Origin of the sequence: Phormidium sp. FACHB-592, assembly GCF_014695795.1 — a bacterium.
In the GTDB taxonomy this organism is placed as follows: Bacteria; Cyanobacteriota; Cyanobacteriia; order Leptolyngbyales; family Leptolyngbyaceae; genus Stenomitos.
On sequence record NZ_JACJOZ010000100.1, the window covers coordinates 45,002 to 68,174 of the forward strand.

21 protein-coding genes and 1 riboswitch are annotated in these 23,173 nt (G+C 49.5%); of the genes, 11 read left to right on the forward strand and 10 right to left on the reverse strand.

The genetic code is table 11. The features are described from left to right. The first annotated feature begins 117 nt into the window (after positions 1-117). Entirely contained in the window at positions 118-1,695 is a 1,578-nt protein-coding gene (locus H6F86_RS26405) for a metallophosphoesterase (RefSeq protein WP_190452902.1), read from the forward strand. Between the two features lie 65 nt (positions 1,696-1,760). Here H6F86_RS26405 and H6F86_RS26410 read toward each other — a convergent pair whose 3' ends face one another. Then, positions 1,761-2,366, reverse strand: coding sequence for an exopolysaccharide biosynthesis protein (locus tag H6F86_RS26410; RefSeq protein ID WP_190452903.1), 606 nt, complete (start codon positions 2,364-2,366; stop codon positions 1,761-1,763). A gap of 197 nt (positions 2,367-2,563) precedes the next feature. On the opposite strand from H6F86_RS26410, the gene leuD reads away from it, so the two are divergent. After that, the gene (gene leuD / locus H6F86_RS26415; RefSeq protein WP_347241161.1) at positions 2,564-3,163 is read left to right on the forward strand and encodes a 3-isopropylmalate dehydratase small subunit; all 600 of its coding nucleotides are present in this window, start codon (positions 2,564-2,566) and stop codon (positions 3,161-3,163) included. An 18-nt stretch (positions 3,164-3,181) separates the two neighbouring features. Here leuD and H6F86_RS26420 read toward each other — a convergent pair whose 3' ends face one another. From H6F86_RS26420 to H6F86_RS26435, 4 genes are all read right to left on the reverse strand, one after another. After that, positions 3,182-3,955 carry an ABC transporter permease gene (locus H6F86_RS26420; protein ID WP_190452907.1) on the reverse strand — a complete coding sequence of 258 codons (774 nt, stop codon included), beginning with the start codon at positions 3,953-3,955 and terminating at the stop codon, positions 3,182-3,184. Between the two features lie 147 nt (positions 3,956-4,102). Continuing rightward, on the reverse strand, positions 4,103-5,290 hold the full coding sequence (locus tag H6F86_RS26425; RefSeq protein ID WP_190452909.1) for a DUF5357 family protein: 1,188 nt from the start codon (positions 5,288-5,290) through the stop codon (positions 4,103-4,105). Positions 5,291-5,304: 14 nt separating this feature from the next. Continuing rightward, complete coding sequence (fraC, locus tag H6F86_RS26430) at positions 5,305-5,862, reverse strand: filament integrity protein FraC (RefSeq protein ID WP_190452911.1); 558 nt, start codon at positions 5,860-5,862, stop codon at positions 5,305-5,307. 89 nt (positions 5,863-5,951) lie between these two features. Next, entirely contained in the window at positions 5,952-7,904 is a 1,953-nt protein-coding gene (locus H6F86_RS26435) for an ArsA family ATPase (RefSeq protein ID WP_242033707.1), read from the reverse strand. A gap of 170 nt (positions 7,905-8,074) precedes the next feature. Here H6F86_RS26435 and H6F86_RS26440 point away from each other — a divergent pair, with 170 nt between their 5' ends. From H6F86_RS26440 to H6F86_RS26465, 6 genes are all read left to right on the forward strand, one after another. After that, entirely contained in the window at positions 8,075-8,800 is a 726-nt protein-coding gene (locus H6F86_RS26440; RefSeq protein WP_190452913.1) for a hypothetical protein, read from the forward strand. Positions 8,801-8,881: 81 nt separating this feature from the next. Beyond that, the gene (locus H6F86_RS26445) at positions 8,882-10,402 is read left to right on the forward strand and encodes an ATP-binding protein (protein WP_347241149.1); all 1,521 of its coding nucleotides are present in this window, start codon (positions 8,882-8,884) and stop codon (positions 10,400-10,402) included. Positions 10,403-10,470: 68 nt separating this feature from the next. Further along, positions 10,471-12,315 carry an AAA family ATPase gene (locus H6F86_RS26450; protein ID WP_190452918.1) on the forward strand — a complete coding sequence of 615 codons (1,845 nt, stop codon included), beginning with the start codon at positions 10,471-10,473 and terminating at the stop codon, positions 12,313-12,315. Between the two features lie 111 nt (positions 12,316-12,426). After that, on the forward strand, positions 12,427-12,696 hold the full coding sequence (locus tag H6F86_RS26455; protein ID WP_190452920.1) for a hypothetical protein: 270 nt from the start codon (positions 12,427-12,429) through the stop codon (positions 12,694-12,696). Between the two features lie 105 nt (positions 12,697-12,801). Next, positions 12,802-13,007, forward strand: a riboswitch (cobalamin riboswitch). 21 nt (positions 13,008-13,028) lie between these two features. Further along, entirely contained in the window at positions 13,029-13,787 is a 759-nt protein-coding gene (locus tag H6F86_RS26460) for an energy-coupling factor ABC transporter permease (protein WP_190452921.1), read from the forward strand. A 3-nt stretch (positions 13,788-13,790) separates the two neighbouring features. Then, the gene (locus H6F86_RS26465) at positions 13,791-14,090 is read left to right on the forward strand and encodes an energy-coupling factor ABC transporter substrate-binding protein (RefSeq protein WP_190452923.1); all 300 of its coding nucleotides are present in this window, start codon (positions 13,791-13,793) and stop codon (positions 14,088-14,090) included. A 125-nt stretch (positions 14,091-14,215) separates the two neighbouring features. On the opposite strand, the gene H6F86_RS26470 is transcribed toward H6F86_RS26465, so the two are convergent. Next, positions 14,216-15,151, reverse strand: a complete 936-nt coding sequence (locus H6F86_RS26470) for a GIY-YIG nuclease family protein (RefSeq protein ID WP_190452924.1) — start codon at positions 15,149-15,151, stop codon at positions 14,216-14,218. Positions 15,152-15,272: 121 nt separating this feature from the next. Between H6F86_RS26470 and cbiQ the strand changes: the two genes are divergently transcribed. Both cbiQ and H6F86_RS26480 read left to right on the forward strand, forming a co-directional pair. Beyond that, positions 15,273-16,076, forward strand: a complete 804-nt coding sequence (cbiQ, locus tag H6F86_RS26475) for a cobalt ECF transporter T component CbiQ (RefSeq protein ID WP_190452925.1) — start codon at positions 15,273-15,275, stop codon at positions 16,074-16,076. Beyond that, positions 16,060-16,899 (forward strand): ABC transporter ATP-binding protein, encoded by an 840-nt coding sequence (locus H6F86_RS26480; RefSeq protein WP_190452974.1) that lies wholly within the window; start codon positions 16,060-16,062, stop codon positions 16,897-16,899. Before cbiQ ends, H6F86_RS26480 begins: the two co-directional genes overlap by 17 nt. 134 nt (positions 16,900-17,033) lie before the next feature. Here the strand turns inward: H6F86_RS26480 and H6F86_RS26485 are convergent, their stop codons facing one another. The 4 genes from H6F86_RS26485 to H6F86_RS26500 form a co-directional block, all read right to left on the reverse strand. Continuing rightward, positions 17,034-17,738: a bacteriorhodopsin gene (locus tag H6F86_RS26485; RefSeq protein WP_190452926.1), complete on the reverse strand. Its 705-nt coding sequence runs from the start codon at positions 17,736-17,738 to the stop codon at positions 17,034-17,036. 279 nt (positions 17,739-18,017) lie between these two features. After that, entirely contained in the window at positions 18,018-19,019 is a 1,002-nt protein-coding gene (locus tag H6F86_RS26490; protein ID WP_190452927.1) for a ribose ABC transporter permease, read from the reverse strand. Continuing rightward, entirely contained in the window at positions 19,016-20,569 is a 1,554-nt protein-coding gene (locus H6F86_RS26495; protein ID WP_190452928.1) for a sugar ABC transporter ATP-binding protein, read from the reverse strand. Before H6F86_RS26495 ends, H6F86_RS26490 begins: the two co-directional genes overlap by 4 nt. Positions 20,570-20,572: 3 nt before the next feature. Then, the gene (locus H6F86_RS26500) at positions 20,573-21,613 is read right to left on the reverse strand and encodes an ABC transporter substrate-binding protein (RefSeq protein WP_347241153.1); all 1,041 of its coding nucleotides are present in this window, start codon (positions 21,611-21,613) and stop codon (positions 20,573-20,575) included. A gap of 560 nt (positions 21,614-22,173) precedes the next feature. On the opposite strand from H6F86_RS26500, the gene rbsK reads away from it, so the two are divergent. Continuing rightward, positions 22,174-23,127 (forward strand): ribokinase, encoded by a 954-nt coding sequence (rbsK, locus tag H6F86_RS26505; RefSeq protein ID WP_190452930.1) that lies wholly within the window; start codon positions 22,174-22,176, stop codon positions 23,125-23,127. Positions 23,128-23,173 lie beyond the last annotated feature (46 nt).

A 23,173-nucleotide genomic window follows, 5' to 3' on the forward strand; every position in this document is an offset into this window, starting at 1 on the left:
GAGGAACGGGTTTAAAGCCAAAGAAAGATCAAGCGAAGCCTTATGAAGCAACCATTACAATCAGTGTAGGTTGTTATAAGGACAGCACTAAAGGTCAAAACACGGAGTTAATTTGTCATGGAGTTTGTCACCGATCCGTCGATCGCGACCAAAATCCTCAAGATGCGTCAGCGCGTCCGTTGGGGTGAACAGGCGATCGTGCAGCGAGACATTGACCAAACTCGTCTGGTGCTGGATGACAACCAGGAGGACAGCCCAGAGTTTTCCTTTCTAGTGCTAGGAGATAGCGGTTCTGGCGCACATCGGGGGCACAACCCTCAGCGGCGCATTGCCGAGCAAATGGTGCAGCAGCGAGACGGCTGTCGCTTTGTGCTGCATACAGGTGATGTTGTTTACCTGACTGGCTCAAGTACCTTTTACCCTCCCAACTTTATTGAGCCGTATCGGGAGTTTCTGGTCGGCGGCAATGACTCCAAGCACATTGCCTACGATCGCATGGTGTTCAACCTGCCGTTTCTGCCCATTCCCGGTAACCACGACTATTACGATATGTCTGTGCTGTTTGGCGTGCTGTCACAGATCACGATCCCGCTGCGTAGACTGCTGCGGGCACACCTTGATTTAGATGTCAGTTGGCGTGGTTCAATGCAGGGAAACGCATACGCCCGCGCCTTTTTGGACTACCTTAAAGCCTACCAACCCGGAGCCGAGTTAGAACGGCATCTGGATCAACACTACACGGCTAAAACCGAAACAGGACGCTGCTTAAGCTATCAACCGGGACGCTTCACTCGCCTGCCCAACCGCTACTACACGTTTCGGTCTGGCGGCATTGACTTCTTCGCGCTGGATTCAAACACCATCAATGCACCGATCGCCCTACCCAAAAATCCTGCTGGAGACCAGTACCGTCGTCAGTTAGAACAGCAACGAACAGACATAGACAACCAGATACAGGAAATTTTGCTGACCCTTACGAAACTGAAGCCTGATGACCCAGATGATGCAGAACGGATGGATGACCTACACGCCAAGCTAGAGCAGCTCACCGAAGTCACGCAAGATATTACGAAGCAGCTTGCCTCTGACGGAAGAACAGAAACGGATTCAGAGCAAATGGCATGGCTAGAGAAGCGGCTGATTGAGTCATGGCATACAGACGCAGTACGGGGGCGAATCCTCTTTTTCCACCATCCGCCCTATGTGACAGAAGCAACGAAATGGCACCAGGCACAAACGCTAGCCGTGCGCGATCGACTCCGACAGGTGTTAAACGCCGTGGCTAAAGCGGTGGGCGATCGGGCGGGCGATCGTCCTATTGTTGATCTCGTGCTGAATGGTCACGCTCATTGCTTGGAATATCTCCGCACAGCTGATACGGGGCACGCTGACGCAAACACAAATTGGATTATCTGTGGCGGTAGTGGCTTTAGTTTACGCCGCCAGCGAGAAGAAGGCGCAAACGTAACAGAATGGCTCAGTCGGTCTGGTGCAGCGAGTGAAACCGTAGTCGCCAAGTCAGAACTGTTTGTGGGGCGGAGCGGGCAAGGATCACAGCGACGACGACCCTATTCGTTTCTCCGCATTGATGTGCAAGCGGGCACGCCACCCAAATTCGTAGTACGACCCTTTGTTGCAGAGCGGTACCAGAAGGCGTGGAACGATTATAAGCTTGACCCTTTTGTGATTGGCTAACGGGTGCTGTCGCGGTAGCACCAAACACACAACCGACGCAGTAGTTTGTGTGTTTCGGGTAAAGCCTAGCGAAACAAGTTCTGAAAGAAAGTGGGAGACTGCCAAAGCATATAGCCAATGCCTGCCACTGCCAGGGTAATCGCGATCGTCATGCCATATGCAATACACATTAACAAGCCATCTGCTTCTAGTGTGGCAACTGCCAACAGCAGAATTCCAGTCGTGGGGATGGGGTTGGTAAAGGGAATAGGGAGCATGAGCAAAAAAGCTAACCACGCAATGCACACCCCGTTGAGCCGCCAGATTTGATGACTTTCAGCAAGCCGTCGCAGCCGTGGTCGGGCAATTTTCTCCAGCAGCCCTGTCACTTGCCGAAGCAAAGTTAGTAACTTGAGCGCGAGCCAGTTTGGAAACTGAAATCGGGCGATACGTTTGGGTAACCAGGGCGATCGTCGTCCCAACGCCATCTGCGCTGACAACACCAGACAGCCAAAACCTAACGGACCTGCAAACCCTGGTGGCATTGGCAGTAAAAACGGTAATGCCATCAGCACAATCACCAGACCAAAGCCTCGCTCCGACGTTTCTGCCAGAATGTCGCCCAGCGTCAGCGGCTTTTCGATGAGGCGATTAAGCAGGTTCTCCAGGTCTTGCGAAAATCTCAGGTTCATGAGTTGGACGATCCTAGCTCCACCGCTAGACTAACGTGTTCAGGCTGATGTTCCCATGCAACTGTTGTCCAAGTGTGTATCGAGGACGATCACCGTTAGACTAGTGCCTCTAAACCCAGTTTCCCATGCCAACACACTGACGTTGTACGATTAATCCGTTCTATACTGGATCTTCTTTATTAGCGGTAGATCCTATGGTGAGCGAAGTCAAAACAGTTTCGGGACGCGGCATTCCGGTTGTTGGCAATGATATCGACACCGATCGCATTATTCCCGCCCGCTTTTTGCGCTGTGTGACGTTTGATGGGCTGGGTGCCGAAGTGTTTGCCGACGATCGCACACAGGCGAAGGGGCAGCACCCCTTTGATTTGCCGACCTATCAGGGCGCAACAATTCTCGTTGTAAACAACAACTTTGGCTGCGGCTCGTCGCGGGAACATGCACCGCAAGCGATCGCCAAATGGGGCATTCAGGCGATTGTTGGTGAAAGCTTTGCCGAAATCTTCTTTGGGAACTGTGTAGCAATGGGCATTCCCTGCGTAACGGCTACGCCTGAAGCGGTAAAGCAGTTGCAGGACGCGATCACGGCAACCCCTAACCTGCCTGTAACTATTAATTTAGAAGCGTTGACAGTACAGTATGGCGATGTTGCAATGCCAGTAGTGATCGGCGAAGGCGTGCGTCAAATGATGATCAGCGGCACCTGGGATGCATGCGGGCAGTTGGTTGCTCAAGCAGAGGCAGTAAAAGCAACAGCATCACGCTTACCCTACGTTGCGTGGAGCAAAGCTAGCTAAAGCAATCCCAGCCTAGAGTCAAAACTCACGGCGCGAGAAAACGAAGGTGGCGATCGCCAGCAACGCCACAATGTAGAGAATCCCATAGAGAGCATTCTCCAGCAGTGCTGTGAGGCTGGGCAGTTGACCATACACTGCCTGATTTTTGAGATCTAACCGCGCCAGATCGGGAAGCACCAAATAGAGGCTTCGGGTCATGTTTTCAATGGCTGGGTTTTTGCTGAGAGTGCCCAGCGTCACCAGGTCGCGGCTAAAGTTGCCCATAAAATAAACCGCAAACGTGAGCAGCGTTGCTAGTAGCGAACTGGTAAACACGCCAAACGCGATCGCCACAGCAGTAATCAGCGAAAGCTGGAGAAATAAGTAGAGTGATGAAACAAGGATGCTACCAGCGGGGAATGGCACGCGACCAAAAGCCAGAATTGCCATATAAATAGCGGTCATCGTTGCCACCAGCACCGCCAGCACGGCCGATAAGCCCAGATGTTTGCCAACAATAAACTCGGTACGGCTGATTGGTTTAGCAAGTAGCGCCAGCACAGTCCGTTTCTCAATTTCTTTGTTAATTAGTCCCGTTCCAACAAAAACCGCAATAACCAGACCTAGTAAGCTCATTGCTGCTAGACCCACATCTAGCAGAATTTTATTTTCGGTTGCGGCGGCAATTTCGGGCAGCAGGCGCAAACAGGCAACGAGAAACAGCGCAAACAAGCCAATGAGATAGAGGACGCGATCGCGCATCACCTCACGAAACACATTTGTTGTAATGACCAATGTTCTAGCCGCATTCATACTTACTTTCTCAAACTCATGCTTGTTGTAAACTTGTCAAACCCCTTCTAGCGAAGGCTTCCATAACATCACGACAGAAAATTTGCGGCAGCGCTGCCGATGGGCAAGGGATGGATCAATGCTGGCTCACTTAGCCCTCCTACCCCTTTACTCCTTCACCCCTTCACTCAGCATCCCTCCTCCATCCCCTGGTTGCCCTGCGGTCGGGTCCGTCACAGCATCACACGTTACTCTAGCAATCTGAGTCGATGCAACTGTGCGTGCGATCGATCGACGCGTATCAGGCACACGAGTTATTTGGCAAGACTTCATCAAATAATACCCGGTGCCATCAGCCGATGGTCCTTGCCAGACCGCCATCATCTGCATCTGGTACTCTGTTCTCGGCAAGACTTGACCCTGCAAACCCCACAACGAGTTCTCTTTTACAGGCGAAATGCGGGTCATCACAACATCTTCTAGCTGCTGCATTTGCGGCTCTAACTCTAGCAACCACCGCTCTACCTGTGACCACGATCGCCCATCCAACTGTTCTTTCAAAACAACCTCTGCCTGATCCAAAATCGTCACACCACGAGATTCAGTAGGATTGTTCACAAACTTAATCACAAACGCACTTTTACTTAAGTCTTCAGTGATGAGGCTAGGGTAATCAACCAGCCAGGATTGTGTTAGAAAGAAAAGCTGAAACCAACAGCTCAAGAGGAGGTTGGAAAGCAATAAGATCACAAGATCTTGACGTGCCTCTGGGTTAGGAGTTTTGTACTTTGGACCGATTCCAATGAACTTTGGCAATGCTGCAATCACGGCTGAAATCGGTGGCCAAGAAAGCAAGGCGATGCGAGTGCGCTCCTCCTCCGGCAAACCGGAAAAAAGAAGGGTACAGATTAAGGCACCTGTTATCCAGGGAGCAAGATACAAACCACCAATAGTTAGCCCTTTTTTGATATTAAGCGTTAGGTCAAAAACCTTGAACTTTTCCTCATGCATGAACCAGTGAATGCCTGGAATCAGAAAGAACCAGGCACATGTGGCAATAAAACCTTGCATCCATTCGCGGGCAGGCAAAAGCGACATTGCCCAGGAAAAAATGCTAATCCAGAGCAACGTTTGCCACGAGTCGGGCTTTGGTGGCGTGAGCGTTTTGCGTAACTGCTTAAAGATCTCATCAATGCTAAGAAGGGATAAGAAAAATTGTCTAATCGCAAGATTAAAACCTAAGTTTACAAAGAAGAAAATAAAGACACCCAGCCAAAAAAATGTCTGCCAGGAAAGTAGACTGGGAGGAATTAGGCTGGAGATTAATTGCCCTAAAAAACTTAAAATATTTTCCATTCTAGTTAACGTATCTAACGAGGAAGGTAAGATTGTTCAACCAGACGGAAGAAAAGTAGCAGCAGAATAGCACTAAAGCTACAAGCATTGGCAACCAGTACAGCGTAGACTCTGCTGTTAGAACGGACGCCCACAAGCTGACCTTGTCGACCGCGAAAGCGCATCGGTTTCACTTCGCTTGTGGCTTTGGGCTTGGGATTTTTTTCGAGCAGAATATCCAAAAAATCTAACCCTTTAAGTTTGACAAGAAAGGTGCCTAAAAACATACCAAGGGCACAAAACACGAGCACCGGTGCCACATTAAGTAGCATGGGATCTGCATAAAAGTGCTCAAAAAAGATAAAGCTAATGAGCTGAACGCGCCATTCTAGTGGTAACAATGGTTGAGTGAGAAAAAAGCAGATCCAGCCAAGAAATGTGGAGAGCAGATTGACGCTGACAGCATATTGCATACTGGTTTTGTAATCCAGGCTCAACGTTCTATGTAGAACATATGCTTCGATCGCGATCGCAATCAGCAAAAATAAGCATTGAAACACCACAGCTCTTAGTGGCAAGACTTCAAAAGACATCGCTCCTTTCCTTCAAAGGTTAACCAGGCGGCTCATGCAGAATGAATGAGTACCAGTATTTTAGCCGTGACTGCTGACCATACTGACCGTTAAAATAATAATTTTGCTGCCATCTGAATGCGATTGCTAGGCGAGATCGATCGGGGCAACCCTGGTAAATGGACGATCGTCTGTTCCGAAAACAGCCCTTCTGCTAGCTTTTGTCCCGCTTCAAAGCGATTTTGGACAATGTAATGCTGAGCCATGCCCATGTCGTTTAGCGTTATGGCTAGCCGTTGGGCTTCGGCTGTAATTGCCGCTTGCGCCTGAATCACGCCGATAAACTCAGTGTATTTTGGATCTTTCAGCTTTTTTTGTGCCTGCATCACCCGTTGCCGTAGCGTCCGTAGACGTCCAATTAAATCAGTACGTCCCAGCACATCCTGATACTTTATCCACAGCTTAAAGATCCAGGCAAGCCAGTCACCCATTGCCGATGGCATTTCCAAAAAGCGCAGCAAGTGTCCTGTGGGAGCCGTATCCAACACAATCAAATCTTGGGCTTTAGATTCCAGCAGTTCCATTACTGTCACCAGCGACAGCATCTCATCAATACCCGGCAACGCCTGCGCCACAATTTTTCGCCACGCCTCGGGACCATAAGCAAGCTTGAGCGTAGTCTCACCATCACTGGTTTCGCCGCTCATCATCTCTGCCAGTTCCCACAGATAGTCTTGCCGAAACTGATCGAGCACCTGTTCAGCATCTACTTCTTGCGCGCTCAAGTTGGATGTCAGCGCGATCGCCTCATGCCCCAGAGCTTGCCCAAAAGCATCTCCCAGCGAATGGGCGGGATCGATCGAAATCACCCGAATCTTACGATCGCTATAACGCTCTGCCATCCCCCACGCGATCGCTGCTGCTACCGTCGTTTTGCCCACGCCACCCTTGCCACCGACCAAAATCAGTTGTCGTCCCGCCGCTATAAAATCGCCAAAACCAGGCAGAATCTTCTCTGGCACTTGTATCTGCGGTGCTGTAATGACGACTGACTCTACCGTTGCTGGCTGAATTTGGGTGAAAAGATGATCTAGCGCGATCGTCCCCGCTGGCTCTTGCGCTTGCTGCGGTACAGCAAAAATTGGCTTCTGATCTGCTAGGGCAATGAATTTAGACAGAAGTTGTTGCTGCTCAGCGAGGCGATCGAGAAGGGCGGGGGATGAAGGATGAAAAGATTCTTGATTGCTGCCCTCTGCCTCCCCTACTTCTGCCTCCTGCCTTCTGCCTTCTGCCTCCACTAGACGATTCACAAACACCCCACCAACTGGAATCTTCAAAGTTTCTAACGCTGTAAGAAAGCGTTGAGTTTCCAAAAGGCTCATCGGTTCGGCGATCGCCACGACCAAGCAAGCAGTGGCATCCTGATTCTGAAGTAGCTGCCGTCCACCCACAAGGTCTGCTTTCATGTCTTGCAAAAACGCATCAGCCTGATCGGCGGTGTAGCGCCCCGTAAAGGATTGGCTAATGACGCGGTGCTTTTCTTGAAAGAGTTCCAAGGCACTCAGAAACTCATCCAGAAAATCCATTAAGCCGAAGAGATTGAGCGTATGTCCGCTGGGAGCCATATCGACCACGACACGATCGGCTTCATGTTCGCGCAGCAGCCGCTGGATTTCCAAAATGCCCATCAATTCATCTAATCCGGGCCAACTTAGATCCCAAACGGGTGTCAGGTCTTCGTTTTCGACAAAGCTACCTCGTTCGACCAACAGCTCTAATACATTGCCGTAATCGCTCTTGAACGCTTGTAGGAGGGTTTCTGCATCGAGCGATCGCACCTTGAGATTCGGCAGATCTACAGCAGGTTGAGGGTCGTCTGTAACCGTCATTTGCAGTACATCACCCAATGAGTGCGCTGGGTCGGTAGACAGCAGCAAAATTGACTCATCAGGAAATCGTTGTGCCCATTGTCGCGCAAAGCCGCAGGCGAGAGTTGTTTTGCCAACACCGCCCTTGCCGCTAAACATAGTCAGGTGAAGCGAGTCATAAAGCTGAAGTTCCATATCCACAGAGTACCCCGCTGACTGCAAGGAACTCTACTCTTTCTTATCTGATAGTGCAACGAACCAGATGGGAACCCTTCATGTAATGAGTATTACTTCATAGCGCGTTTGAGTGATGAGATAGTCGGGTGCAACGCAACGAAGTTAAACCCTGTAGGCGTATCAGTGCTATGTACAACCTGACAAACTTTACTCTAAGCGATATGACCGAATGTGGCACTGCTCTACGGAAGCTGGGTGTAGGGGCGACGAGTATGGAGCAAGCAGCCGATCGGATCGTTCGCTATTTCTATGAACAGTTTAGTGATGAGCAGACGGAGGCTAGTGCGTTTGCGCTCACACGCTTTTTCAAAACTCACTCCTATGAGGATTTAACGATCGAACTCCAACAATTTGCTGATCGAATGTTGGGCAAACAGCCAGATGTGCCTACAACTAAATGCCTGACGCTACTGGCTACGGCTGGCGATCGCTCCGAATGGAATGCCAGACAGGCATCGATCGGGCATCAAGCGATTCCATTAGTTAGTGAACAGTTGGTTGCCCAATCACCAATGATCTCTCAACTGATCCAGCAGTTTGGGCTAGAAATCGGTACTGTGCTGGCTCCTGATCCTAATTTACTGGCAGATCTAGAGCAGAAAACCTACAACGTTTTTCATGTAGCGCAGGCAGCTAATAGTGCGTTTGTTCCAGCACAGGCAGAGTTTGTCACTCCTTGCGGAGTGCAATCAGTACTGGGCTTTGGCGGCATCTTACCCTCTGGTAACCTCATAGCCATCATTCTGTTCTCCAAGGTGCCTATCCCCGACGCTACGGCAGATATGTTCAAAACGTTGGCTCTCAACGCCAAAATGGCAGTGCTCCCCTTTGACAAAAGCACCGTGTTTGCCTAACTGAGACCGCTATAGTGCAAGACTCCAATGGTTGCATCGACAGTCCGACAATCACCCTTCTGTATAGGGAAAATATTTAGCGTGAACGATACAAACCATGTCACTGAGTCTCAAGAAGTTGAGCAACTCCGAGCGCAAGTTGTTGCATTGGAGGAACTCCTAGAGGTTTATGAGCAAGAAACCTTAGAAAAGTCGGTGCGGTTAGAAGCGGCACTGGTAGACCTACAGGAACGCGCACAGCAGTTAGCCTACTCCGAAGAAGCCTTACGAGTCCTGAAATCGATTTTGGAAAGTATGGGCGATGGTGTCATGGTGGCGGATGAAGCCGGTCGTTTTTTGTTCATCAATCCGGCTGCCAAGCAGGTGCTTGGGGTGCAGCCTGATAGTAGCTCGTTAGAGCAATGGACAACGCAGCAAGCCAACCTTGGCAGTTTTTACCTACCCGATGCTAAAACGCCGTACCCAACCGAGCAGTTTCCGTTAGTCCGTGCCATTCATGGAGAAGCTGTTAACGCAACCGAAATGCTGGTGCGATCGCCCCAAAAAGACGAAAGTATCTGGCTGAGTGCGACAGCGCGATCGCTGCGGGATGATAGCGGCATTCTTTGCGGGGGTGTTGCTGTTTTCCACAACATTACAACGATTAAACAAACAGAAGAGGCGCTACGTCAGTCGGAAGGGCGATCGCGCGAGCAAGCACAGCGGTTGAAACAAACGCTACGAACCCTTCAAGACACTCAGTCAAAACTCGTACAGAGCGAAAAGATGTCCAGCTTAGGGCAATTGGTTGCTGGGGTTGCACATGAAATTAACAACCCAATCAATTTCATCTACGGAAACATTCACCCAGCCGAGCAATATGTACAAGACTTGCTCCACCTAGTTGATCTCTACCAACAATATTATCCAGAGCCACTTCCAGCCATCCAGACCGAAATTGAGACGATGGATCTGAGTTTTTTACGAGCAGATCTGCCTAAACTGCTGTCCTCCATGCGAATTGGCTCCGATCGCATCCGTCAAATTGTGCTTTCCCTACGAAATTTCTCCCGACTGGATGAAGCGGGCATGAAACCAAGCGACCTGCATGAGGGCATTGACAGCAGCTTACTCATGCTCCAAAACCGTTTAAAGCCAAACGCTGAAAGCCCTGGTATTCAAATCGTCCAGCACTACGGCAAGCTGCCTCTGGTCGAGTGCTACGCTGGGCAAATCAATCAGGTTTTTATGAACCTTCTGGTTAATGCGGTTGATGCACTAGCAGAAACGCACAACGCCCAACCCAATGGGCAACTCAGCAGCAAAGCCGTTGACTCACCCTTACCCACCATCACGATCATTACAGAATGTTCTGATACACAGGTCATCGTCCGCATTCGAGATAATGGTCCTGGCATTTCTCCATCAGCACTGCCACGCTTATTCGATCCCTTCTTTACAACTAAATCAGTTGGGCAAGGCACTGGATTAGGGTTATACATCAGCTATCAAATCATTGCGGAGCAGCATCGAGGCTCACTAGAATGCCACTCAGAACCCGGACAGGGCGCAGAATTTCAGGTTTGTATCCCAGTTCAACAGACAACCGTTTGCAGGGTGTAAGCCCGGCTCCTAAAGTGGGCTTACTAGAGGTAGACCCACTGTCGGGATACCATTGCTGAGATAGAACGATGAGCGATTTATTTAAGGGATTTGAGCAACTGCTTGAACTAGCGAAAGTCCTGGAAGAAAAAGCCGAGAAGGGAGAGTTAAAAACCAACTTTCAGATTAATGCCCGTAGTTTGAGCAGCATACCTCGACAAGGCAATATTCCTGGTGGTATTGGGGTGAGTCGAATGCGATCGGAGGCAGGGGGAGCAGAAGAAGCAACGCCGGCACCGGATGTTATTGTGACACCGCCTTCCAGCGATCGTGATGCCAATGATAGTGAAACATCGGCTCCGCTCAACGATGTGGGTGGACTGTCTGACGTGCTGAAAGAACTGCGGGAACTGGTGGAGATTCCGCTGAAGCGTCCCGATCTGTTGGCAAAACTGGGGCTGGAACCGCCGCGTGGTGTGCTGTTGGTGGGTCCGCCAGGAACAGGAAAAACGCTCACAGCGCGAGGCTTGGCGCAAGAATTGGGCGTGAACTACATTGCGATCGTCGGTCCCGAAGTGATGGGCAAATACTACGGGGAAGCAGAGGCACGCCTGCGCGGCATTTTTGAGAAAGCAACAAAAGCGGCTCCCTGCATTGTATTTATTGATGAAATTGACAGCCTTGCACCCGATCGCAGCAAAGTGGAAGGTGAAGTCGAAAAGCGTCTAGTGGCACAACTGCTGGGCTTGATGGATGGCTTTGCTCAAACGAAGGGCGTGATCATTCTGGCAGCGACCAATCGCCCCGATCATCTTGATCCAGCGCTGCGTCGTCCCGGTCGGTTTGATCGCGAAGTGCAGTTTCGTGTGCCCGATCGCCATGGTCGCCTAGAAATTCTCACCATTCTCACCCGCACCATGCCGCTAGATGAGTCAGTGGATTTAGCGATCGTGGCTGATTTAACAGTGGGTATGGTGGGTGCCGATATCAAAGCGGTTTGTCAAAAAGCTGCTTATAGCGCTTTACGTCGCCAGGTGCCCTCGCTACAAGGAGCCATTCCAGACGACATGACGCTTAACCAGTCAGATTTCCTGCAAGCGCTCAAAGAGGTGAAACCTTCAGTGCTGCGATCGGTTGAAGTTGAGTCGCCTAACATACCGTGGGAGCAAATCGGTGGACTGGAAGCGATCAAGCGCACGTTGCAAGAATCGGTGGAAGGAGCCTTGCTGTATCCCGAACTCTACCAGCGCACCGGAGCTAAAGCGCCACGCGGCATCTTACTATGGGGACCACCGGGAACCGGCAAAACCTTGCTGGCAAAAGCGGTTGCCTCGCAGGCAAGAGCCAACTTCATCGCCGTGAACGGTCCCGAATTGTTAAGCCGCTGGGTAGGTGCTGCTGAACAAGAAGTGCGTGAGTTATTTGCTAAAGCACGGCAGGCGGCTCCGTGCGTGGTCTTTATTGACGAAATCGATACGCTGGTGCCCGTGCGCGGTAAATTCAACGGTGATTCGGGAGTGAGCGATCGTGTGGTTGGGCAACTCCTGACCGAACTCGATGGACTTCAGGGCTGCCTTAATGTCTTGCTCATTGGTGCGACCAACCGACCGGACGCGATCGATCCTGCCCTTCTCCGCGCTGGACGGTTAGACCTTCAACTCAAAGTTGATTTGCCCGATCTGCCCACACGGCTGGCGATTTTGCAGGTTCATAACGACGATCGTCCTCTAGCAGCCGTCGATCTAACGCATTGGGCAACTCAAACTGATGGCTGGAATGGAGCAGATCTGGCGCTTCTTAGCAACCAGGCAGCGCTAGAAGCAATTCGGCGCTACCGAGCCGCAGGTTCTACTGATGCATCCACTATCCAGATATTTACGGATGACTTTCTAGCAGCTTACCAACTATTGTCAGATCAACGTCGGTCGGTTTAGTGTTCCTCGTTGACGACTCCACGGGCGTTCCCTTGATTCTCACTTAATTTGAGTCAAGGGAAATGCTCTCCAGCAGTTGGTTTACACTTCATCCTTTCACTTTTGTTACCAATGCTTTCTGAACAGACGCCCGATCCAATTCGTCAACACGCGCTTGCTGCGTTAACCGCCACATTCATGACGCAAGGGCATCCAACAGAGTACGCCAAGCACATGGCGACTGCTGCTATCTTTCAAACTGACTTAGAGCTACGTAACGCGCAATTAACGCGCTTACTAGGATGGGTAAAGCAAGAACACAGCGACATTTATCCAGAAGCGCTTGCCCTGCTTGAAAGCACCCGCGAAGAATTTGAACGACGGATACAGATTGGCGGTTAGTGTCCAAAACACCATTTCTAAAAACTCTAGATCCCCGACTTCTTAAAGAAGTCGGGGATCTGAACTATTTGGGGATCTGGTTTCTAAGATCTTCCTAATCACGTATGCTGAGTCTCACGACTCGGTTCTGGCGGAAAACTGTCAGAGGAAAGAGGGAAAGTGTAGTGAAACTCTACCGCTGTCCCGCAACTGTGAGAAAAGTGATGAGTTTTGAATGATGAGTTTTGAGTTGGGCTAACCAACAGGAAATTTAAGATTGAAAACTCAATACTCTTTAAGTCAGAACACCTGCCAAGTCGTTTAAGGATACCGTCTTATCTGCGAGGCACAGGATGAAGACACGCTACCGGAAATGGGTCAGCCTGGGATTAATGGCTGGCTTAAGTTGTTATTTATTGCTAGGTTCTGCCCAGCCAGCCTATGCAATGCACGTTGCAGAAGGATTCTTGCCTATACAGTGGGCTGCTTTTTGGTGGGCTGTGTCGCTACCGTTTTTTCTAGTAGGGCTGCGATCGCTCACTCGCATCACAAAGCAAAATCCTGAGTTAAAGCTGCTGTTGGCATTAGCAGGCGCATTCACGTTCGTTCTTTCAGCTTTAAAGATTCCCTCTGTCACCGGAAGTTCTTCGCACCCGACCGGGACTGGGTTAGGTACTATTTTGTTTGGTCCGCTTACCATGACGGTGCTAGGTACTTTGGTGCTCATCTTTCAGGCAGTCTTACTCGCACACGGTGGCATTACAACGCTGGGCGCAAATGTCTTCTCAATGGCGATCGTCGGTCCATTAGTCGCCTATATGGTTTACAACACTGTGATGAAAACGGGTCAGCAAAAGCTGGCGGTGTTTCTGGCTGTAGTCTTGCAAGACTTACTAACTTACCTAATGACCGCTATTCAACTCGCACTAGCGTTTCCGGCGGTGCAGGGTGGTTTCATTGCTTCATTGCTTAAGTTCACGGGCATCTTCGCTGTCACTCAATTGCCACTAGCGATTAGTGAAGGGCTGCTAACAGTGATGGTTTGGGGCTGGTTGCAACAGTATGGCAAGCAAGAATTGCAAACGCTCAAACTTTTGGAACAGGATGCATAAGCGATGAAGAAACTACCCAGTAATTGGTTGTTAATCATTGGGGTTTTGGTTCTAGCCTTTGGTCCGTTATTGGTGCTCCAGGGCAAAGAATTTGGCGCAACTGATAGCAGTTTTGTGACTGCGATCGAGAAAGATCATCCAAACTATAAGCCCTGGTTTGAACCTATCCTTAAAGATTCTGGTCCTGAAGTGCAAACGTTCTTATTTGCGGCTCAAGCAGGTGTAGGCGCGGGCGTAACGGGCTACGTTTTAGGGCTGTATAAAGGACGATCGGAGCGACGCAAAAAAGACGAGCAAGGTTGAGCGATGCAGCAACAAATTTTGTTCGTCTGTACGAGCTGTGAGAGTGCGAGTCCTAGCAAAGATTTCATCATTGCTCAGAACATTATCAGCACTTGAGGTTGATGAGGATTAGTAAGGGTATCGAGTTAAAACTCCAAGCTAGGCACTGGATCACTATGGACAGCAGTCATTTTAGGATGCTGCTCTTGAAGATTTGAATGGTCTGAGAGTAGGGCTTGTAGTTGGCTATCAGTTAAACAAAGAATTTCTACACCGCTAACAGTACGGAATTGCGCCGCACATTCTAATGGAAATAATTTTTGACCAATTTCTGAACTACGAGCCAATTCTAGCCTTTCTCTAAATGACATTGCTTTTACTTCCTGTCGCATAGATTCATACTCAGGTGCAGGAATTGAAGTCCGTGTACTAAACCGCTTCTCTACCATCACTTCATACATACTGGGATTATGCATGACGCATTCTCCAAACCAAGGGATTAGTTGAATTTCGATCCCATTACATCTTGTCAACCAATGAGCACCATCTTTGCGTCGAGTAACCTCTGTCCATCTAAATAAACTATTTGGTTTTTTTGTGATCGCCTGTAAGCTTTTACGAAGAGTAGCTGTTGCAAGCTGCATTTCTCTATATCCAGCTAAGTAACCCAAAAACAATGTTTTCAACTGTTGGTTATCTGCGGGACATACTCCAAAACAGATTACTCGTTCGCTCAATTTCTTTAATGACAGCGTGAGCATCTGGAAGCTGGGTATGAGCTGTCGCTCCGGTATTTTCGTTTGGTTTAAGGTTGGACAGTAATATTCAATGTACTGTTGCTCAAGCTCATTAAGCTCTTTCTGAGCACAACTAAGCCAAAATAGCCTGACCTCACATCGTTTATTGATTGCTTCAAGTTGAGGTGAACGATGATGCTTTTGCCAACGATTTCTTAAGTTTGTTGCCAGACCAACGTAGAGAACCTGATCACGAGAGATCGCAAAGTAAATTGCAGAACATTCTGGTAATCTTTCCCTCTCTAAAAGCTTTAGGTTTGGTAATGTACTAAATTCTTGTAGCACGGCTTTACTTAACTCATTAGGTGTCTTACTCTATGTTCCCCAGCTTATGTGATTACCTAAACATTCACGCCCTTACAAATAATCTAAAGCTGCCTAAAACTTTTTAACTTGCTAACGGTTTATGGCTCTGCAAATTGACACACTGGCATACACCAATCGGCTGCGGCAGCTGCCACCGGAACATAAGCTACTGTTTGCGATCGCCCTTTTGCTGATCACCTACTGCACTAGTGTTTCTATTCAGCTTGCGATCGCGGTTTGGCTCAGCGTGTGGACTGTGATTTATGCCAAAATTCCAGCATTCATCTATTTTCGGCTGCTCTTGATTCCGATTGGTTTCTGGTTGACCAGTTTGCCCGCTTTTATTATCAGTGGCGTAGGTGTAGAGCATCTGGCAGCGGTGCAGGCAGATATTTGGCAGGGCATTACCTGGGGCAACGTTTACCTGTATCTCAGTAGGCATGGCATACAGCAAGCAGGAGCATTGGCGGCACGAGCGATCGCCTCCACAGCTTGCATCTACTTCATCATGCTCACCGTGCCCTTTACTGAACTGCTAGACAGTCTGCGCCGCGTTGGGTGCCCAGCATTGCTCACTGAATTGTTGCTGTTGATGTATCGCTTTATCTTTGTGATGCTACGGACTGCCAGTGAAATTTGGACAGCGCAGCAAGCACGCGGCGGCTACCGCACTTGGCGACTGTGGATGAAAAGCTTGGGGCTATTAGTAGGTCAATTGCTCCGCCGCACGCTCGAAAACTATCGTCAGGTGTCTCAAGCTCTCGACTCTCGCGGCTTTACAGGCGATATTCGCATCTGGCATTCTCGTCGTTACAAAACCTCTAAACGCTATAGTCTAGAAGCACTCTTTGGCTGCGCAGTTTTGGTGGCGCTTACGGGATGGCAGTATGTTGTTGGAGTTTGAGCAAGTTGGTTACACCTATGTAGGGAGTCCTCAGCCTGCCCTTCAAGGTTTAACACTTGGCATTCCAACTGGCAAACGCTGTGCGCTTATTGGGCAGAATGGGTGTGGTAAAACGACGCTGTTTCTGTTGGCAAATGGTTTGTATAAGCCGCAGCAGGGTATGGTGCGGTGGCAGGGGAAGCCATTACAGTACGATCGCGCCTCACTGATGGCACTGCGACAGCGAGTGGGACTGGTGTTTCAAGATCCTGAACAACAGTTGGTCGCGTCTACGGTAGAAGAAGATATTTCCTATGGGCTTTGTAATTTAGGCTTACCAGAGGATGAGATCGCGCAACGGGTCGGTGAGGCGATCGTCGCGTTTGGACTGACCGAATTGGTGGATCGTCCGGTGCATCATCTTAGCCTGGGGCAAAAGAAGCGCGTCTCACTGGCAGATGTGATGGTCATGCAACCTGAACTGCTGTTGCTGGATGAACCTACTGCTTACCTCGATCGCCTGCACACTCGCGATTTAATGGTTAAGCTTAAACAAATCTGGACAGCAGGCACGACAATTCTGATGGCAACCCACGATTTAGATCTGGTCTACAGTTGGGCAGATTGGGTGTTTGTGGTTGATCAGGGAAAATTGGTGCTGCAAGGCGCTCCTCAAGACGTGTTTGCCCACCGCGACTTCCTAGAAAAACTGCATCTGGGTGTGCCTCAGGTTTTTGAAGTGCTCGATCGCGTGGAAGCTGCTTGGTCTTCTCAGGCAGAGCTTTACCCCAGCGACTTTAACCTCTTGCGTCAGCGTATTCTCAATGAATTTAGACAGGGATGAGAGGCGATCGCAGCAGAGATAAACGCGATCGCCCGCTTTCGTCGTTGATTGTGTTAGTTGAATTGTTAGTCTCTGTGTTGAAGGAGATTCAAAGCAGCGGAGACAGCAAGGTGTAGGTTTAGCGCTCTTTAAGATTAAGTGAGGGCTCGCTCTTGCTGGTATTGGGTCACATCTTCAGCTTGTTCTAACTGCTGAAGCGAATTCAAAGCCAAGAATCCGAAGCCAACCTTAGCCGCCACATCCAGAATCGTATAACAGGCAGATTCGGCAACACTTCCGATTACGTTAAAACCAGTACTTGCAAGAATCCAAACGATCGGATAAGCCGTCCAAATGGCGATGTGAACTGTTAATAAGCGTTTAAAGGTTTTCTTGGATCGGGGGTAATGTTGCTCTGCTTGCTGGCGATAGTATTTCAACAACAAATACACCAACCCTGCGTAAGCACCACAGCTCACAATATACCAAACGTTACTAATTGGTTTGGATGAAATTGTGGCAACAAACCCAGTCACAATCATGTAAACATCAGCACCGATCATACTGGCTGCAATGACAATACTGGTTCGCCCAAGATAGCTAAGTAAGATGAGCGTTAATGGGGTAGAAAAAGTCCAGGTTAAGTATCGAGTTAGGTAGGCAGGACGATCGCCAATATAGGTAAAGCCTTGCTTAAAAATCATTGCCAGATACAACGATGCGGCAATAGCACAAATAAAGAAATTCAAACAATAAACAATCTGCCACGACTTACCTTTTGCACGATCGGCTCCAAAGCCAAAAAAGATTGATCCTACGGTCATGCTGATGCATCCCAGCCAAAGCCAAACCTGTGTCATCGCTTCTACTCGAACATTTTTCTCAATGTAGAAGGGGTAACCAAAAAAAATCGTCTATCTAATGAAAGAATTATGTCTATATACGTATAGGGCTTTTAATGAAGGTGTAAACGCAATCTCTGCCCAAACTATTAGAGACTCAATATCAAGATTAACGGACATTTTGAGAGGAGTTAGTCAGGACAAACCTGAAGGCTGAAACGGTAAGCTTTCGCGATTTCTGCATCAGTGCTTATAGCTTGTAAGACATTAGCTCCTCTACAAACTGGCTCTCGACTGCTACCGCGATCCTCGTCTGCGGAGTCGATCGATCGTCACTGCAACAATAATCACCAGACCTTTCACAACGAGCTGCCAGAAGTAGGACATATTCAGCAGCGTCAGACCGTTGTTTAGCACGGCGATGATCAGCGCACCTAGTAATGTACCGGGCATGGTGCCAATGCCGCCCGTGAAGCTAGTGCCGCCCAAGATAACTGCGGCGATCGCATCTAACTCGTACCCATTGCCTAACATTCCTGTCGCGCTGTAGAGACGACTGGAACTCATAACGCCCGCTAGTCCTGCCAGCAAACCGCTCACGCCATAAACAAACAGCAGCACACGGTTGACCTTGATACCTGTGAGCCTTGCTGCACGCTGATTGCCACCGACCGCGTAGATTTGTACACCTAAAACAGTGCGCTTCAGGATGAACCAGCTTGCCCCGATCGCCAGCAGCGCAATTACCACCAGCCAGGGCAACGGACCCAAATATTCATTGCCAATCCAGGCGAAACCGAGGTCACGATTGATCACTGTTGTGCCGTTTGCAACGAGATAGGCTCCACCTCGCCATGCCGTTAGCGCACCCAAGGTGACAATAAACGGCGGCAAATCAAGGAAGGCAATCAGGGCACCATTGACTAGCCCAATCAGCAAACCTGTGAGCAGCGCGACGGGAATGGCTGCCCAACTTAAGGCAGGCAAAAGGGACACCAGCACGGCAACCACTGCCGACACACCGAGAATAGAACCAACAGAAAGGTCAATACCGCCCGTGAGGATCACGAATGTCATCCCTGTTGCCAGCACGATATTGATCGAAGCTTGGCGGGCAATGTTAACCATATTGCCCGCATTGAGAAAGTTCGGCGAGAGGACGGTAAAGAGAATGCAGATCAGCAGCAGAATGGGCAGAATACCTGCCACTTGCAGCCAGTTTTTCGTGCCGCCCCGCGATCGCGCTTTGGGTCGATCGCCGGTGTTCCGTCCTAACGGTCTTAGCTCAGTTTGGCTCATGATGCTGTTACCTCCGATGCGCCTGTAGCGTATGCCATGATGTTTTCCTGTGTAATCGCTGTACCGGTCGTACCGCCCAACTCACCCACTAATTCCCCCTCGCGCATCACGAGAACGCGATCGCTCATACCCACGATTTCTGCCAGTTCGCTAGACACCATGAGAATGGCAACGCCTTGAGCGGAAAGGTCACTGATGATGCGATAAATTTCACTTTTGGCACCGATGTCAACGCCGCGAGTGGGTTCATCCAGCAGAATGACTCTGGGCTTAATCGCCAGCCAGCGTGCCAGCAGCAGCTTTTGCTGGTTGCCACCAGACAAATCCATCGCGCGGATCTCCAGATTTGCCAACCGGATATTAAAGCTCTCGACCGCATCCGAGGCAATTTTGCCGATCGTGCCGAAGTTAATCATCCCGGCTCTAGAATCTTGTTGCAGCGAGTTGAGCGCGATATTCTTGCCAGCACTCATTTCTAGAAATAAACCCTGGTCTTTGCGATCTTCAGGCACATAACCAATGCCTGCATCAATCGCGTCTCCTGGCGAGTTAATCTCTAGTCTCTTGCCATTCAGGATGACTTCACCCGATACTTTTGGATCAGCACCAAAAATGAGCCGCGATAGCTCGGTGCGTCCCGCGCCTACCAAGCCCGATAAGCCAACGATTTCACCTGCATGAAGTGTTAGATTAGCTGGCTTTACCTTCCGTCCATCACTAATGTTTCTGACTTCCAGCACGGGGGCGCCAACGTTGGTTTGCCGCTGATGTTCGTAAAAATCCCCTACGGCTCTGCCAACCATCATTTGCACCAGACGATCGGCCGAAATTTCGTCGCGGGTGAGGCTACCAATATATTCGCCATCACGCAGCACACTAATGCGATCGGCCAGGGCGTATACCTCCTCCATACGGTGGCTGATGTAGATGATGGCAATGCCGTCACTGCGAAGTTTGCGAATTACCTCAAACAGGTGCTCGGTTTCGCGATCAGACAGGGCTGCCGTGGGTTCATCCATAACCAGAATGCGGCTTTGGTCTTTGAGCGCACGCGCAATCTCAAGCTGCTGTTGCTCGGCGATCGACAGACTAGATACAACATCATTGGGCGCAAAGTCGGCTCCTAGAGTTGCTAGTACGTTGGTTGCTTGTTTTTCCATCTGGGCGCGATCGAGAAACTGCCCCCGTCGCAACTCGCTGCCCATAAAGATGTTTTCCGTCACCGTCAAATTAGGCGCAACGTTCAACTCCTGATAAATCAGCGTGATACCTGCCCGTCGTGCCCGACCTGGGTCAGCAATATCAACGGGTTCGCCATTGATGCGGATCTCACCCTCATCAGCAACGTACGCACCCGCCAGAATTTTCATCAGCGTGCTTTTGCCCGCGCCGTTCTCGCCCATCAACGCGTGCACTTCACCTGGATAAATCGTCAAATTGACGTTTTGCAGTGCTGGCACACCATTAAAGCGTTTAGTAATACCCCGCATCTCTAGAACGGGGGTGGCGATCGACGCATTGGAACCAGAGGTTTGTGTATCGATGGTCATGAGTTATTCTCCTGTCCAGCCTTGGTACTGACTGACGTTTTCGCGGGTAATCAATTTGACGGGAATCAAAATGTTGGGATTAGCCGGTTTTTTGCCGTGCAAAATGTCGTTGCCGACTTGAACCGCTTTTTGCGTCATCCCTAACGGATTTTGAGCAGCCGTAGCGACAAAAAGGCTTTTGGGATCTTCGATCGCCTGTTTTGCTTCGGGCGCACCATCCACACTCACGATGAAGAATTCGCTCCGTTTTGCCTGTTTGGCTGCTAGCTCTGCCCCAATACCGCTGGGGTCGTTGATGGAAAAAACGGCATCAATGCGAGGGAAAGAGGTGAGCAAATCGGTCATCACGCGTAAGCCGCCATCACGGCTACCCTCAGCGTTTTGGTCTTTTGATAACACCTTGATACCAGGATTTTTTGCAAAGATGCTTTCACAGCCTTCGACGCGATCGATGACCGAATTAACCGGCGGACCATTGACGATGACAACATTACCTTTTCCTTTGAGGCGATCAACAATGTACTGGCAACTCAGCTCTCCCGCCTGCACATTGTTAGAAGTAATGGTGGCATCGACCCCACCTTCAGCGCCCGTATCAACCGCAATGACGATCGCCCCTGCTTGCTTGGCTTTTGCCACTGCTGGCGCTATGCCCTTGCTGTCGGCTGCATTCAGCACAATGATATTTGTCTTCGATGCAACGAAGTTTTCAATCTGATTAAACTGTTGGTTTAAGTCATAACCGCTGGAGACAATTGTTGTTCTCACCTTGTCCCCACCAATCTTTTTTGCCTCAGTTTCAGCACCGCGACCCATCAAGACAAAAAAGGGATTGCTGAGATCACCAACGGTTACAGCGATCGATTGCAAATCGCCAGTTTGAACGGGCGGATTCACACTGCTATTAGTCTCAGCACCAGGCGTACAAGCAACAAACGCACTACCAGCCAACCCAACCATGCCAGCTATAACCATGCCAGTCACACTACTGTTCTGTCGTGGGGAACTGTTAGTGGCAATCTCTTTAAAGTCAATTTTCTTCACGTTTATTCCTGCCAACTCGTTATGAGGGAGCCAGAAGAATCAAGATCTACAATTCAATTCGCAACACAATTAATTTGAGTCGCCAAAACTCAATTAGATGCGGCTATAAGTGTCTGGACTATTAGCTTTTCAAAACCTCACCTTATAATGTGAAACGCTCATTTTTTGAGGAACTTTGAGAGAATGGAGCATTCGCTAATTTGATGCTTGCTTTATTCCAAGACAACAAGATTACAATCTTTCAAAGCATCAAGTTGCTTGTATTAAAGCATCATTAAACAGGTATAAGGTGAATGCAGCCAATAGTTAAACGGTTGAAAGATCGTGTTATTAAATGTTGCAGACTTCGATTCAATTTAGCTCTCTAAGCTCTATTCTACCGTGACGATTTGCAAAATAAACTCATACTTCAATCACCTATTCCTCAAGATAGATTCCTGATGCCTGTATGCTCAAAGCATTCTTAATAAAGGCTTTCGGCGTTTCTCCTACTCTTAAAACAGCAGCAGGCGTAATAAAAAGTAACTTCTAGGCTCTCATTTAACCTATCTGACAGACTTATGAACTCCCCATCTATCATCGTTTTTGGCAGCATCAATATGGATCTCGTTGCTAGAACTCCATCGCTACCCGTTCCTGGAGAAACGCTGCTTGGCTACAGTTTTGCGACTGCTCCCGGTGGCAAGGGCGCAAATCAGGCTGTAGCGGTGGCACGGCTCAATGTACCAACCATAATGATTGGTCGTGTTGGTAGTGATAGTTTTGGGCAGGAGCTACTCTCTAGTCTCCGCTCGACTGGTGTTCATACAGAGGACGTTTTAGCGGATGAATCCCACCATTCCGGTGTGGCAATCATTGCCGTGGATGATCGCAGTGAAAACTACATTATTGTGATTCCAGGGGCAAACGGCACGGTGAGTGCAGTGGATGTTGATCGCTTGAGCCAGCATCTACCCGGAGCCACCGCCCTCCTGTTGCAGCTTGAAATTCCGTTACCTGCTGTAGTGGCAGCCGCACAAGCCGCTCGTAACGCAGGCGTAAAAGTGATTTTAGATCCCGCCCCTGCCCAGGCAGATCTGCCAATTGACCTCTATGCACTGATTAGCATCATCACACCCAACGCGATCGAAGCCGCACAATTGGTGGGGTTTCCAGTCCATGATGCTGATACCGCTGCCCAAGCTGCTACCATCTTGCAGCAACGAGGCGTTGCAACAGTTGTAATCAAGCTAGGCGCAACCGGGGTTTTCTGCGCGACACCGGAGGAATCGTTCTTTATACCAGCATTCAAAGTAGAGGCAGTAGACACCGTTGCAGCTGGTGATGCTTTTAATGGCGGGCTTGCCGCCGCCTTAGCAGAAGGGTTATCGATCCGAGAGGCGATCGTCTGGGGTGCCGCGACCGGAGCACTATCGGCAACGAAAGCAGGTGCACAGTCATCCTTGCCCGATCGCGCTACAGTTGAAGCCTTTCTTAAAGAACGCGATCGCTCGGTTTCAGTCTTTAGCCATTGACTCGATCGGGCTTATTCTTCAAAAAGAAGTGGGTTCAACTGGTTAA

Bases quoted from the DNA above. Each gene is read 5' to 3' on its own strand.
- H6F86_RS26405 (WP_190452902.1), top strand. From the start codon at position 118: ATGGAGTTTGTCACCGATCCGTCGATCGCGACCAAAATCCTCAAGATG.
- H6F86_RS26410 (WP_190452903.1), bottom strand. From the start codon at position 2,366: ATGAACCTGAGATTTTCGCAAGACCTGGAGAACCTGCTTAATCGCCTC.
- H6F86_RS26420 (WP_190452907.1), bottom strand. From the start codon at position 3,955: ATGAATGCGGCTAGAACATTGGTCATTACAACAAATGTGTTTCGTGAG.
- H6F86_RS26425 (WP_190452909.1), bottom strand. From the start codon at position 5,290: ATGGAAAATATTTTAAGTTTTTTAGGGCAATTAATCTCCAGCCTAATT.
- fraC (WP_190452911.1), bottom strand. From the start codon at position 5,862: ATGTCTTTTGAAGTCTTGCCACTAAGAGCTGTGGTGTTTCAATGCTTA.
- H6F86_RS26435 (WP_242033707.1), bottom strand. From the start codon at position 7,904: ATGGAACTTCAGCTTTATGACTCGCTTCACCTGACTATGTTTAGCGGC.
- H6F86_RS26440 (WP_190452913.1), top strand. From the start codon at position 8,075: ATGTACAACCTGACAAACTTTACTCTAAGCGATATGACCGAATGTGGC.
- H6F86_RS26450 (WP_190452918.1), top strand. From the start codon at position 10,471: ATGAGCGATTTATTTAAGGGATTTGAGCAACTGCTTGAACTAGCGAAA.
- H6F86_RS26455 (WP_190452920.1), top strand. From the start codon at position 12,427: ATGCTTTCTGAACAGACGCCCGATCCAATTCGTCAACACGCGCTTGCT.
- H6F86_RS26460 (WP_190452921.1), top strand. From the start codon at position 13,029: ATGAAGACACGCTACCGGAAATGGGTCAGCCTGGGATTAATGGCTGGC.
- H6F86_RS26465 (WP_190452923.1), top strand. From the start codon at position 13,791: ATGAAGAAACTACCCAGTAATTGGTTGTTAATCATTGGGGTTTTGGTT.
- cbiQ (WP_190452925.1), top strand. From the start codon at position 15,273: ATGGCTCTGCAAATTGACACACTGGCATACACCAATCGGCTGCGGCAG.
- H6F86_RS26480 (WP_190452974.1), top strand. From the start codon at position 16,060: ATGTTGTTGGAGTTTGAGCAAGTTGGTTACACCTATGTAGGGAGTCCT.
- H6F86_RS26485 (WP_190452926.1), bottom strand. From the start codon at position 17,738: ATGACACAGGTTTGGCTTTGGCTGGGATGCATCAGCATGACCGTAGGA.
- H6F86_RS26490 (WP_190452927.1), bottom strand. From the start codon at position 19,019: ATGAGCCAAACTGAGCTAAGACCGTTAGGACGGAACACCGGCGATCGA.
- H6F86_RS26495 (WP_190452928.1), bottom strand. From the start codon at position 20,569: ATGACCATCGATACACAAACCTCTGGTTCCAATGCGTCGATCGCCACC.
- rbsK (WP_190452930.1), top strand. From the start codon at position 22,174: ATGAACTCCCCATCTATCATCGTTTTTGGCAGCATCAATATGGATCTC.